General features: G+C 71.7%; 10 protein-coding genes. All 10 read right to left on the minus strand.

Annotation, left to right across the window (positions count from 1 at the left end; genetic code table 11):
• Positions 1 to 21: 21 nt before the first annotated feature.
• The 10 genes from MFF04_RS02330 to ileS all read right to left on the minus strand — a co-directional run bounded on the left by MFF04_RS02330 (position 22) and on the right by ileS (position 13,270).
• Complete coding sequence (locus MFF04_RS02330) at positions 22 to 1,275, minus strand: DNA topoisomerase IB (RefSeq protein WP_238273883.1); 1,254 nt, start codon at positions 1,273 to 1,275, stop codon at positions 22 to 24.
• A 150-nt stretch (positions 1,276 to 1,425) separates the two neighbouring features.
• Positions 1,426 to 3,300, minus strand: coding sequence for a potassium transporter Kup (locus MFF04_RS02335; protein ID WP_238273922.1), 1,875 nt, complete (start codon positions 3,298 to 3,300; stop codon positions 1,426 to 1,428).
• A 195-nt stretch (positions 3,301 to 3,495) separates the two neighbouring features.
• Entirely contained in the window at positions 3,496 to 4,197 is a 702-nt protein-coding gene (gene bioD, locus MFF04_RS02340; RefSeq protein ID WP_238273884.1) for a dethiobiotin synthase, read from the minus strand.
• Between the two features lie 9 nt (positions 4,198 to 4,206).
• Positions 4,207 to 4,980 (minus strand): ferredoxin--NADP reductase, encoded by a 774-nt coding sequence (locus MFF04_RS02345; RefSeq protein ID WP_238273885.1) that lies wholly within the window; start codon positions 4,978 to 4,980, stop codon positions 4,207 to 4,209.
• 135 nt (positions 4,981 to 5,115) lie between these two features.
• The gene (locus tag MFF04_RS02350; RefSeq protein WP_238273886.1) at positions 5,116 to 6,084 is read right to left on the minus strand and encodes a ring-cleaving dioxygenase; all 969 of its coding nucleotides are present in this window, start codon (positions 6,082 to 6,084) and stop codon (positions 5,116 to 5,118) included.
• Between the two features lie 7 nt (positions 6,085 to 6,091).
• The gene (locus tag MFF04_RS02355; RefSeq protein WP_238273887.1) at positions 6,092 to 7,375 is read right to left on the minus strand and encodes a M16 family metallopeptidase; all 1,284 of its coding nucleotides are present in this window, start codon (positions 7,373 to 7,375) and stop codon (positions 6,092 to 6,094) included.
• A gap of 47 nt (positions 7,376 to 7,422) precedes the next feature.
• Positions 7,423 to 8,805, minus strand: coding sequence for a M16 family metallopeptidase (locus tag MFF04_RS02360; protein WP_238273888.1), 1,383 nt, complete (start codon positions 8,803 to 8,805; stop codon positions 7,423 to 7,425).
• Positions 8,806 to 8,953: 148 nt separating this feature from the next.
• On the minus strand, positions 8,954 to 9,604 hold the full coding sequence (locus MFF04_RS02365) for a hypothetical protein (RefSeq protein WP_238273889.1): 651 nt from the start codon (positions 9,602 to 9,604) through the stop codon (positions 8,954 to 8,956).
• A 193-nt stretch (positions 9,605 to 9,797) separates the two neighbouring features.
• Positions 9,798 to 10,295, minus strand: coding sequence for a signal peptidase II (gene lspA / locus MFF04_RS02370; protein WP_238273890.1), 498 nt, complete (start codon positions 10,293 to 10,295; stop codon positions 9,798 to 9,800).
• Positions 10,292 to 13,270, minus strand: coding sequence for an isoleucine--tRNA ligase (gene ileS, locus MFF04_RS02375; RefSeq protein ID WP_238273891.1), 2,979 nt, complete (start codon positions 13,268 to 13,270; stop codon positions 10,292 to 10,294). Before ileS ends, lspA begins: the two co-directional genes overlap by 4 nt.
• Positions 13,271 to 13,309 lie beyond the last annotated feature (39 nt).

Below are 13,309 nucleotides of genomic sequence, written 5' to 3' on the forward strand. Positions count from 1 at the left end.
CGCCCGCTCGGCGGCGGCCCCTCAGACGGCCGCCGCCTCCGCGTCCCGACGACGCGACGCCGCCGCGATCCCGCGCGCCGGGGCGGCCTTGCTCGTGCCTCGACCGCCCTTCTTCGCCTTGCCGGCCGTCTTCCGGCGCGGGGCGGCCTTGCGGGGCGCCGTCTCGTCGCTCGTCGCCTCGGCCCCGTCGAGGCGCTCGCGCAGCAGCGCCAGCACCGCCGCCTCCTCCGGGCGCAGCGTGCCGAGATCGGAGCGCAGCTCCGTCTCCACCGCCTCCTTCACCTGGAGGATCAGGCCGCCCTTCAGGTACAGGTCGAGCACCTGCGGGTGGACGTAGCACTTGCGGCAGATGGTCGGCGTGTTGCCGAGCCGCGAGGCGACGCTCTCGATCGCCGCGCGGACGTTCTTCTTGGCGACGGTCTGGGTGTCGAACGCCTCGAAGGCCTTCAGCGCCATGGCGGCAAGCACCGTGCCGGCCCAGGTCCGGAAATCCTTGGCAGTGAAGTCCTTGCCGGTGATCTCGCGCAGGTAGGCGTTGACGTCGCTCGAGGTCACGTCGCGGCGCGTCCCCTCCTCGTCGAGGTACTGGAACAGCTCCTGGCCCGGCAGGTCCTGGCAGGCCTTGACGATGCGCGCCACCCGCCGGTCCTTGACCGAGAGGTTCCACTCCTTGCCGCTCTTGCCCTTGAAGCGGAAGCGCATCTGCGCACCCTCGACCGTCACGTGCGGGTCGCGCAGCGTGGTAAGTCCGTAGCTGCGGTTGGTACGGGCGTAGTCGTCGTTGCCCACGCGGATCAGGGTCGTCTCGAGAAGGTGCACGACGGTGGCGAGCACCTTCTCCCGGGGCAGGCCGCGCCGGCCCATGTCGGCGTCGACCCGTGCGCGGATGCCGGGCAGCGCCTCGGCGAAGGCCATGACGTGTCCGAACTTCGCCGAGTCCCGTGCCTCGCGGAAATCCGGGTGGTAGCGGTACTGCTTGCGCCCCCGCGCGTCCCGGCCCGTCGCCTGGATGTGGCCGTTCCGGCGCGGGCAGATCCACACGTCCGTGTAGGCCGGCGGGATGGCGAGCGAGCGGATGCGGGCTAGGACCTCGCGGTCGCGCACCGGAGCGCCCTTGGCGTCGAGGTAGCGGAAGCCGGTGCCGCTCTTGCGCCGGGTGAGGCCGGGCATGCGGTCGTCCACGTAGCGCAGGCCCGCGTCCGCTGCGGCCTCGCGGGGATCGACGGCGAGGCCGTCGGAGGATTCATCGACCGGACACGCAACCTGCGGGGCCATCGCCGCCACTCCCGTCCTGAAAGCGTCGACCAACGGCATGGAAGCGCCGGCGTTCCTGCGCCGGCTCATCCGCCGCAGCGGGAGAGGTGCCGAAACCTGTCCGGGAAAGGGAAGTCCGCTTCTCCTTCGGGACCGGCGATCCGACGAACCCTAGATCTCGATCTCGGTGCCGACCTCGATCACCTGCCGGGTCGGCACGCAGAAGAAGGCCCCGGTGCGCTCGCCGTTGCGCTGCATGAAGGCGAAGAGGCCCTCGCGCCAGCTCGACATGCCGCGGCCGTCGGCCTTCGGCAGCACGGTCTCGTGGCCGACGAAGACGGTGAGGTCCCGCGTGAACGCCTCCGGCAGCAGCCCGGCGCCGACGGCGCAGGAGAGACCCTCGGGGATCGAGGCGTCCTGCATGAAGCCGTAGCGCAGGGTCACCCGGTAGAAGTCCGGGGCGATGCGCGTGACCTCGGCGCGCTTGTCCACCGGCACCGTCGGCGTCTCCTCGTAGAGGGCGGTGACGATCAGGACCCGCTCGCAGAGTGCGTGGCTGCGCTCGACGAAGCGCGAGAGGTGGATCGGGATGCCCTGCGTCGCCGCCGAGAGGAAGGCGCCGGCGCCGGGCAGGCGCACGATGTCGCCGCGATGGAGGCGGGCGAGGAAGGCCTCCTCCGGCTCGCGCAAGGCCACCCGGGCCTCCTCGATGAGCAGGTTGCCCTTGCGCCAGGTCAGCATCATCGTGGCGACGAGCCCGGCGAGCACCAGCGGAAACCAGCCGCCCTCGACGAGCTTCACGCTGTTGGCCGCCAGGAAGACGAGGTCGATGACGAGGAAGAAGCCGTTGACGAGGAGCACGGGCACGAGCCCGTAGCCCCATTTGCGGGCGATGAGCGCGGCGAGCAGAGTGGTGATCGCCATCAGGAGCGACACGGCGATGCCGTAGGCGCCGGCCAGCGCGTCCGAGGAGCCGAAGATCAGGACGGCGGAGAGCGTCGCCGCGGCGAGCAGCCAGTTCACCGCCGGCACGTAGATCTGCCCGCGCTGGTCGCTCGCCGTCTGCACGATGCGCATGATCGGCAGGAAGCCGAGCTGGATCGCCTGTTGCGTCAGGGAGAAGACGCCGGAGATGATCGCCTGCGAGGCGATGACGGTGGCGAGCGTGGCGAGCCCGATCAACGGGTAGTGCGCCCAGTCCGGCGCGAGGCGGTAGAACGGGTTCTCGATGGCGTCGGGCTCGGCGAGCAGCAGCGCGCCCTGCCCGAAATAGTTCAGCACCAGGGCCGGCAGCACCAGGGCGAACCAGGCGACGCGGATGGCGCGGGCGCCGAAATGGCCGAGATCGGCGTACATCGCCTCGCCGCCCGTCACAGCGAGGAAGGCGGCGCCCAGCATCGCGAAGCTGACGTGCCAGCCGGCATGGGTCAGGAAATCCACTGCCCGCAGGGGATTGAGGGCGGCGAGGATCTTCGGCTCGTGAAGGATGCCGCCGATGCCGAGCAAGGCGAGCACGCCGAACCACAGCAGCATCACGGGGCCGAAGATGCGGCCGATGAAGGCCACACCCCGGCTCTGCACCATGAACAGGCCCATCAGGATGACGACGGTGATCGGCACCACGAAGGGCGAAAGCGCGGGCGCGTCGACCTTCAGCCCCTCCACGGCCGAGAGCACCGAGATCGCCGGGGTGATGGCGCCGTCCCCGTAGAGGAGCGCGGCGCCGAGGAGGCCGACGACGAGGAGCAGCGCCTGGGGGCTGCGCGGCCGCGCGTGGCGGGCGCCGAGGAGCGCCAGCATCGCGACGATGCCGCCCTCGCCGCGGTTGTCGGCCCGCAGGATCAGCACCGCGTACTTGAGCGAGACGATCAGGATCAGCGCCCAGAGGATCAGCGAGACGGCGCCCGTCACGGCGAGGGGGTCGGCGGTGGCGGCCCCGCCGCTCGCCGCCTTCACAGCCTCCTTGAAGGCGTAGAGCGGGCTCGTGCCGATGTCGCCGTAGACGACGCCGAGCGCCCCGAGGAGAAGCGCCGGCTTGAGGGCCATGGGTCCGTGCGCGGTGCCCCCGGCGTCCGCCGCCCCGGCTTCGGGCGCCCTCGCGACGTTTACGGCCTGACTCACGATGGCGCTCCCCCGCGCGGGGCGCGAACGCTCCGGCAGGGAAAAGCTAGGCGGGCCGACGCGTCGGGAAAGCCGCCCTTCCCCGCCGCGACGCCCTCGAAGGCGGGCGCCGCCACGGTCTCACGGGAACGTGTTCGGGAAGGCGGCGGCCAGCAGCGTTTCGGGGCACTCCCCTTGCCGGCGAACGACCGCGACGGGAGCGGCAACCCTCCGCGCCAGCGCCTCGGCGACGGTCTCCGGCGGCACCGGCGCCGCCTCGCTCTCGCTCACCGCGATGGCGGCGAACGGCAGGCCGCGCAGGCGCAAGACCTCCGCAGCGGTGAGCGCGTGGCTGATGGCGCCGAGATAGGTGCCGGTGACGAGGAGGATCGGCAGGCCGAGGGCCTCGGCCCAGTCGAGGCCGGTCGCTTCCCGCGTCAGCGGGCTCATCAGGCCGCCGACGCCCTCGACGAGGACATGGCAGTCGGGCGGCGCGGCTTCGAGCTTGTCGCGGCACCAGCCGACGAGCTCGGCGAGGTCGAGGCTGCGGCCCTCGCGCGCCGCGGCGAGGTCGGGGCCGAGGGGGGCGAGGAAGCGCCAGGGCGAGCAGGCCTCGACGCTCTCTTGCGTGAGGGGCGTCCCGGCGGCGGCGAGCAGCCGGGACGTGTCGCTCTGCGCGAAATCCGGATCGGAGAGGAGCGGCACGCCGCTCGCCACGGGCTTGAGCGGCCGCACCAGGCGCTCCCTCGCCCGCAGAGCGCGGACCAGGCCGGCGGTGACGTAGGTCTTGCCGATCTCGGTGCCCGCACCCGCGACGAACAGGCCGGGCACGGCAAGTCCCATCGCCTGGCCCTACTTCTCGACGAAGGCCTTCTCGATGACGTAGTGGCCGGCCTCGCCGTGGTTGCCCTCGACGTAGCCGCCGTCCGTGAGGAGCTGACGGGTGTCCTTGATCATCTCAGGCGAGCCGCAGAGCATGAAGCGGTCGGCCTCGATCGACATCGGCGGCAGGCCGATATCCTCGAAGAGCTTGCCCGAGGTCATCAGGTCGGTGATCCGCCCGCGGTTGCGGAAGGGCTCGCGGGTCACGGTCGGGTAGTAGACGAGCTGCTGCGAGATCATCTCGCCGAGGAGCTCGTGCTTGGGCAGGGTCTCGGTGATGGTCTCGCCGTAGGCCAATTCCTGCACCTGACGGCAGCCGTGGACGAGCACGACCTTCTCGAAGCGGTCGTAGGTCTCCGGATCCTTGATGATCGACAGGAAGGGAGCGAGCCCGGTGCCGGTGCCGAGCAGGTAGAGGTGCCGGCCGGGCAGCAGGTTGTCGAGTACCAGCGTGCCGGTGGGCTTCTTGCCGACGATGATCGGGTCGCCGACCTTGAGGTGCTGGAGCTTGCTCGTCAGCGGGCCGTTCTGGACCTTGATCGAGAAGAACTCCAGCTCCTCCTCGTAGTTGGCCGAGACCACGGAGTAGGCCCGCAGCAGCGGACGCCCCTCGACCTCGAGGCCGATCATGGTGAACTCGCCGTTGCGGAAGCGGAACGAGGGATCCCGCGTCGTGCGGAAGGAGAACAGCGTGTCCGTCCAGTGGTGGACGGCGACCACACGCTCCTCGTTGAACTTGCTCATCGACGGCTGAATCCTCGAATCCGGTCTCAAGTCGCGCCGCGTCTTCTCGCATCTGCGGCAGGCCCGTCAAGTCACGGGCCCGTCATGGCAGATTCGCTTCGCGGTGATGGGTCGTAGTCTGGAAGTATTCTCGATCTAAGGATGCTTCTCGCGCCGCACCATCGCGATGGGGGCCAGCCCCGCCTCGATCTCCGCCCGGCGCGGCTCCAGGAAGGGCGGCAGGGCGAGGCGGTTGCCCAGTTCCGCCAGGGGCTCGTCGGCGGTGAAGCCCGGCCCCTCGGTGGCGATCTCGAACAGGATGCCGTTCGGCTCGCGGAAGTAGAGGCTGCGGAAGTAGAAGCGGTCGATGGGGCCGCTCGACGGCATCCGCAGGGCGCGCAGGCGCTCGGCCCAGGCTCCGTAGTCGGCGTCCGGCACGGAGAAGGCGACGTGATGGACGGCGCCCGCCCCCTGCCGGGAGGGGGCCGAGCGGTCGGCGAGAAGCTGAAGCTCGGCGCCCGCCCCGCCCTCGCCCATGGAAAAGACCTCGACCGGGCCGGCCTCGGTCTCGAAGCGCCGGACCGGCGCCATGCCGAGCACCTCGACGAGCACGGCCGCCGTGCGCTCGGGCTCGGCCACGGCGAGGCGGACGGGACCGAGGCCGCGGATCTGGCGCTCGGCCGGCACCGGGCTTCCCGTCCAGGGATGGGCCGGGCCGGCGCCGCCATCGTCCACGAGGCTGAGGCGCTGGCCCTCGCCATCCTCGAAGTCGAGGGTCGGGCGGCCGTCGCGCATCTCCGGCTCGGCGTGCGCGACACCGAGCGAGGCGAGGCGCTCGCGCCACCAGTCGAGCGTGCCCTCCCCCGCGACGCGAAGGCTGGTCCGCACGATGCTGTTGGTACCCCGGCGCTCCGGCGGCGCCCGCCAGTCGAAGAAGGTGACGTCGGTGCCGGGCGAGGCGATCCCGTCGGCGTAGAACAGGTGGTAGGCGGAGACGTCGTCCTGGTTGACGGTCTTCTTGACGAGGCGCAGCCCCAGCGTGCCCGTGTAGAAGGCCACGTTCTCGGCGGCCCGGGCCGTCACCGCGGTGAGATGGTGCAGGCCGCTCGGGCTGGTGATCGCCATGCCGCCCTCAGAAGCCGGTCGGACGGCCGGCCGCGACCGCGAGCATCCGCCCGTCGCCCAGGGTGCGCTCCGCGGCGCGCCGGATATCGGCCTGCGTCACCGCGCTCACCATGGCGTTGCGGCGGGTGATGTAGTCCATGCCGAGCCCCTCGAAGGCGATCTGCACGAGCTGGTGGGCGATCTTGGTCGAGGTGTCGAAGCCGAGCGCGTAGGAGCCGGTCAGGTAGTCCTTGGCCTTCTGGAGCTCCTCGTCGGAGGGGCCGTCGGCGACGAGGCGGTTCACTTCCTCGGCGATCACCGCCATGGCCTCGCCGACGCGCTCGTTCTTGGTGGCCGTGTAGCCCCAGATCATCGCCGCCGAGCGGTGGCTGACAAGCGAGGTGCCGACCGAGTAGGCGAGGCCGCGCTTCTCGCGCACCTCCTGGAACAGGCGCGAGGTGAAGGAGCCGCCGCCGAGGACGTGGTTGAGGACGTAGGCCGGGATAAAGTCCGGGTCCCGCCAGGGGATGCCAGCCATGCCGAAGCGGATCACCGATTGCGGCACGTCGAGATCGACGACCTCCCGCCGGCCGATGGCGCCAACCTCGACGCGGGGCACCGGCGTCAGCGTCCCGGCCTCGGGCAGCGCTCCGAAGGCGCGGTCGAGGGCGGCGGCCAGCGCCTCGGCCTCGATGGCGCCGACCGCGGCCACCTTCACCGCGCCGCGCCCGACGATGCGGGCGTGCATGGCCACGAGATCGTCGCGGGTGATCGCCGAGACGCTCTCGACGGTGCCGGACGAGGGCCGGCCGTAGGGGTGGCCGGAGAAGGCCTCCCGGAAGAAGCGCCGCGAGGCCATCACGCCGGGATCGTTCTGCTGGTAGCGCAGGCCCGCGACCACCTGGGCGCGCACCCGCTCGATGGCGGAGGCGTCGAAGCGGGGCTTGGCGAGCGCCAGCGCCAGCAGCTCGACGGCCTCGTCGGCGTGCTTGACGAGGGTCTTGAGCGAGCCGCCGACGGCGTCGGGGCCGGCGTGGAAGGACAGCTCGATGGCGCGCGCCGCGAGCCGCTCCTGGAAGGCGTCGGAATCGAGGTCGCCGGCGCCCTCGTCGAGGAGGCGGGCGAGCATCTGGGCGCAGCCGGCCTTGCCCTCCGGGTCCTGGGCGGCGCCGCCCTCGAAGGTGAAGGCCAGCGCCACCATCGGCACCACCGGGGAGGCGACGTGCCAGGCCTCGATGCCAGCGGCGGCGGCGACCGGCAGGGCCTGCGCGGGGGAGGCTTCGGTGCGGGTGGCGGTCTCGGCGAGGTCCATGATGCTGATCCGTGTCTGTTGCGCGCGAGGCGGCGGGAGGGGGCCGCTCAGGCGGCGGCCGTGCCCTCGGACTCGCGCGACTTGATGAGGTAGCCGGTCACCGAGCGGGCCGGCGTCAGGTAGCGCTCGGCGGCCGCCGCGAGATGCTCGCGGGTGACGGCCTCGATGTCGGAGGGCCAGCGGCGGACCTCCTCGATGCTCTCGCCGATCGAGAGCGCCGAGCCGAAGATGCGGGCGAGCGAGGTCTGGCTGTCGGAGGCGTAGACGGTCTCGGCCACGAGCCGGGTCTTGGCCCGCTCGATCGCCTCCGCGCCCAGCGCCTCGGCGGCGGCCCGGCGCAGCACCGCGTCGAGGGCCTCCTCCAGCGCCTCCAGGGAGACGCCCTCGGCCGGCACCGCGTAGACCGAGAAGCGGGTATCGTCGATCGCCGAGCCCATGTACCAGGCGCCCGCGTTCACGGCGATGCCCTGCTCCAGCACCAGCTTGCGGTAGAGGTAGGAGGTGGCGCCCCCGCCGAGCAGCTCCGCCAGCACCTCGAGGGCGTGGCAGCCGCCGTCGCGGGCGGTGATGCAGGAGGGCGTCAGGTAGAGGCGCTGGAGCGTCGGCTGCTCGACCTTCGGATCGGCCACCGCGACGCGGCGCATGGCCCGGGGATCGGGCTCGCGGGGGCGCACCCGCACCGGCCGGGCGCCCTGGGGCGTGACGCGGCCGTAGGTCTCTTCGGCCAGGCGCCGCACGCCGTCGGGCGTCACGTCGCCGGCGACGACGAGGGTCGCGTTCTCGGGCGTGTAGAAGCGCTTGTAGTAGTCGAGGGCGTGGCCCCGGTTCAGCCCCTCGATCTCGTGCATCCAGCCGATGATCGGGATGCCGTAGGGGTGATGGACGAAGAGCGAGGCGGCCATGGCCTCGGAGAGCTGCGCGGAGGGGTCGGTCTCGACCCGCATCCGGCGCTCCTCCAGCACCACGTCGCGCTCGGGCGCCACCACGGCGTCGTCGAGGACGAGGCCGGTCATGCGGTCGGCCTCGAACGCCATCATCGTGCCGAGATGGTCGCGGGCGACCCGCTGGAAGTAGGCGGTGTAATCGTAGCTCGTGAAGGCGTTCTCCTGGCCGCCGAGACCGGAGACCGCCTTCGAGAACTCGCCGACCGGGTGCGCCTCGGTGCCCTTGAACATCAGGTGCTCGAGGAAATGCGCGATGCCCGACTGGCCGAGCGGATCATCGGCAGAGCCGTTGCGGTACCAGATCATGTGGGTGACGACGGGCGCGCGCAGGTCCGGCACCACCACCACGTCGAGGCCGTTGTCGAGTGTGAAGGCAGAGACCTCGGGCCCGCCGGCCTCGGAGCGGCCGAAGGCGGCGGCGTCGCCGCGCCCGGCACCGGGATGGGCATGGAACAGGGCGGGCTCGGCCTTCCTGAAGAGGTGCATTCCTGTGTCCTTCCGCGCCGCCGCGGGGGCGGGGGCGCCGTTATGGCCAGTCCGGATCGAGACGCACGGCCCGCGGCCTCGATCGCGACAGGCAAGTTCCGGGCTCGGCGTCGCCCGGATGCCGGCCGGTGCCGGCGGGATCGTCGTCTCAGCGCGAGCGGATGTAGCGGCCGGGATCGGCCTCGTCGCGCTCGCGGCTCGGGTTGTTGATCGGGTCGCTGGTGTTGCGGGCCACGGGCTTCGGCGCCTTGCGGTAGCCGGTGGGCGGCTCGGTGAGCATCTCGCGGGAAGGCTCGGCGAGCACCGGCTCGGTCTTGGTCTCGCCGACGCCCTTCAGCAGCTCCAGAGGGTTCACCCAGAAGGAGTCGCGGTGATTGTCGCCGGGCTTGCGCTCGACCTCGGTGGTGAGGTTGGCGCCCTCGCGGCGGCCGGAGCGCATCTCGTCGATGCTGAGCGTGACGTTGTTGTCGTTGTAGCGGCCCTGGGGCTGGTTGCCCTTGGGGACGCGGGCCTCCTGCTCCGCCTTCTGGCGGGCGACGATCTCGGGCTCGCGGGGCCACTCGGGGGAGGCGTTGGCGGAGCGGGGCGGCGGCAGGGCCTTGCCGTCGAGCTTGGGCGGCATCACCAGGGGCGCGCGCTCGCGGTAGTTGATGGCCGGGCGGTCGCGCTCGATCAGGCCGAGCGTGCTGAGGGTGTCGCGCATCAGCTCGCCCTCCTTCTGCTGGGCCTGCGCGGCCCCCGTGCCGAGGAGGGCCCCGGCGAGGACGGCGGTGGCGAGGATGCGGCTTTGCCCGGTCATGCGACCCCACTGGACGGTGTTGCGGCCCGGATGCCGGACGCCGCCTCAGGCGTCCGCCGGCCGCTCTGGCGCCGGACCCGTCCGATGGGCCCGGCCTGAGCCCGGTTTCGGGCGATCGTAAGGCGCCTTGGCCGCGTTGCATTCGGGATAGGCAGCCGTAGCCCGGTGGAAAAGGCCGTCTGTGGCCGAAACATCACGCCCGCGGCGCTTCGGTTCCGGTCCGCGCCCGCGGCCACAGCGCGTCGAGGATCAGCCCGACGACGCCGGCCACGATCGCCGCGTCGGCGACGTTGAAGACGTACCAGGAGAAGGCGCCGGCATGCAGGTGCACGAAGTCGAACACCGCCCCGTAGGCGATGCGGTCGACGACGTTGCCGAGCGCCCCTCCGGCGATCAGCCCGAGGGAGACCGCGAGCAGCGGCGCGGTGGCGCGCATCAGCCAGTAGATCAGCCCGGCCGCCGCCCCGATCGAGATCGCCACCAGCAGCCAGCGGCCGAAGCCGCCCTCCTGCTGGAACAGCCCGTAGGACACGCCCCGGTTCCAGACGACCACGAAGTCGAGGAACGGGGCGAGCCGCCAGGGCTGGCTCAGCACGAGGTCGGTGCCTAAGTAGAGCCAGAGCTTCGAGCCCTGGTCGATCAGGAAGGTCGCCGCGAGCGCGGCGAGGCCGAGGCGCGCCGGACCCGTCACGCTCGGACCGCGCCCCGCTCAGGATGCGCCGCGTCCCACTCCCGCAGCGCCTGCGCGTCGCGGGGCGTCACGTCCGGGTAGTCGGGGTCGGACCCGACCTCCGGCGAGACCCGCCAGGAGCGGGCGCATTTGCGCCCTTCCGCGAGCACCGGCACCACGGCGACGCCCTTGACCTCGTCGAGGCGGAAGGCGTCCGCCGGCCCCTCGCCCGCCTCCACCCGGATGTCGGAGGTGATGCAGATCTCGGCGAGGTCGATCCCGTCGAGGGCGGCCCTCAGCTCCGGGTCGGAGACGTGGACGACCGGCGCCGCCTCCAGGCTCGCGCCGATGCGCTTGGCCGCCCGCTCGATCTCGAGCGCACCCGTCACGACGCGGCGCACCCGGCGGATCTTCTGCCAGCGGGCGGCGAGCGCCTCGTCCCGCCACGCGGCCGGCGTCTCCGGCAGGGTGTGGAGATGCACCGAGCCGTGCTCGGACGGGTAACGGTCGAGCCAGGCCTCCTCGGCGGTGAAGGCGAGCACCGGCGCCAGCCAGACCGTGACCCGTCGGAAGGTCTCGTCGATGACCTGGAGCGCGGCGCGGCGCGTCACCGACGAGATCGGATCGCAGTAGAGCGCGTCCTTGCGCACGTCGAAGTAGAAGGCCGAAAGATCGCCGGTCATGAAGCCGTTGAGGAGCGCCACGACCCGCTTGGTGTCGAAGCCCGCGTAGGCCTCGCGGATCTCGCCGTCGAGCTCGGCGAGCCGGTGCAGGATCAGCCGCTCCAGCTCCGGCATTTTTTCGGACTCGATGTCATCCCCTTGGACGCGGTGGGCCAGGGACCCGAGCATCCAGCGGAGCGAGTTGCGCAGCTTCCGGTAGGTCTCCGCGAAGGTTTTGACGATCTCCGGCCCGATCCTCAGATCGTCGGTGTAGTCCGATGCGGCGACCCACAGGCGCAGGATGTCGGCGCCCGCGTCCTTGATGACGCTCTGCGGCGCGACGACGTTGCCCCGCGACTTCGACATCTTCAGCCCCTTGGGGTCGAGGACGAAGCCGTGGGTGAGCACGATGTCGTAGGGGGCCCGGCCCCGGGTGCCGGAGGATTCGAGCAGCGAGGACTGGAACCAGCCCCGGTGCTGGTCGGAGCCCTCGAGATACATCACCGTGTCCGCGCCGCCATCGCGCCGGCGCGTCACGCCGGAGAGGCCGGGGAACGCTTCCGGGTCGTCCAGCACGAAGGCGTGGGTGGAGCCGGAATCGAACCAGACGTCGAGGACGTCGGTCACCTTCTCGTAGCGGGCGGGGTCGTGGTCGGGCGCGAGGAAGCGGGCGCCGTCGGCCTCCGTGAACCAGGCATCCGCTCCCTCCGCCTCGAAGGCGGCGACGATGCGGGCATCGACCTTCGGGTCGCGCAGCACTTGGCCGGTCTCGCGCTCCACGAAGACCGTGATCGGCACGCCCCAGGCGCGCTGGCGGGAGACTACCCAGTCGGGCCGGCCCGAGACCATGCCGGTGATGCGGTTCTTTCCCTGGGGCGGCACCCAGCGCGTCTCCTCGATGGAGCGCAGCGCGACCTCGCGGAGCGTGGCGTTGCCGAGCCCCTCCACCGGCCTGTCCATGGCGATGAACCACTGCGGCGTGTTGCGGAAGATCACCGGCTTCTTCGAGCGCCAGGAATGCGGGTACTGGTGGCGCAGCACGCCGCGGGCTACGAGCGCCCCGGCCTCGGTGAGGGCGGCGATGACCGCCTTGTTGGCGTCGCCCTTCTCGCCCTTGTGGTTAAGGACGAGTTTTCCCGTGAAACCGGGCGCGTCCCGCGTCAGGGCACCGTCGGCGTCGACCGTGTAGGGGATCGCCGTATCGATGCCCCGGAGCTGGAGGGCACGGGCGTTGCCCGTCCAGACCTCGAAATCCTCGCGGCCGTGGCCCGGCGCCGTGTGCACGAAGCCGGTGCCGGCCTCCTCGGTGACGTGCTCGCCGTCGAGCAGCGGCACGTCGAAGCCGTAGCCGAGATCCGCGAGCGGATGCGCGAGGGTGAGGCCGGCGAGCGCCTCGGGAGCCACGTCGGCGACGCGCTCGTAGCCCTCGACGCGTGCCGCCGAGAACACGCCGGCCGCCAGCGCGTCGGCGAGGAGATAGGTGTCGCCGGTCTTGGCCCAGTTGTCCTCGGGCGCCGCGGTGACGCGGTAGAGCCCATAGGCGACCCGCTTCGAGTAGGCCACCGCCCGGTTGCCGGGCAGCGTCCAGGGCGTCGTCGTCCAGATGACGACGCGCGCGCCTTCCAGGCCGGCAGGCGCGCCGGCCCGGATCGGGAACGCCACGAACACCGTGTCGCTGACGTGCTCCTCGTACTCGACCTCGGCTTCCGCCAGCGCCGTCTTCTCGACGACCGACCACATCACCGGCTTCGAGCCGCGGTAGAGCTGGCCGCTCGACGCGAACTTCAGCAACTCGCGGGCGATGGCGGCTTCCGCCCGGAAGGTCATGGTCGCGTAGGGGTGGGCCCAGTCGCCGGTGACGCCGAGGCGCTTGAACTCCTCGCGCTGCACGTCGAGCCACTGCGCCGCGAAGGCGCGGCACTCGCCGCGGAACTCGATGACGGGCACCGCGTCCTTGCTGCGGCCCTTGGCGCGGTACTGCTCCTCGATCTTCCACTCGATCGGCAGGCCGTGGCAGTCCCAGCCCGGCACGTAGTTGGCGTCGCGGCCGAGCGCGCCCTGCGAGCGCACTACCACGTCCTTGAGGATCTTGTTCAGCGCCGTGCCGATGTGGATGTTGCCGTTGGCGTAGGGCGGCCCGTCGTGGAGCACGAACTTGGGCCGGCCCTTCGCGGCGGCGCGGATGCGGCCGTAGAGGTCGATCTCCGCCCAGCGCTGCAGGAGCAGCGGCTCGCGGGTCGGGAGACCGGCGCGCATGGGAAAGTCGGTGCGGGGCAGGAACAGGGTCTGCGCGTAGTCGCGCGCAGGGGCGGCGGGCTGGGTCTGGTCGCTCATGGTCTCGGGCGGGTTCGCGCTTCGTCTCTCCGGCGGTCG

It is taken from the genome of Methylobacterium jeotgali, assembly GCF_022179345.1.
GTDB classification, from domain to species: domain Bacteria; phylum Pseudomonadota; class Alphaproteobacteria; order Rhizobiales; family Beijerinckiaceae; genus Methylobacterium; species Methylobacterium jeotgali.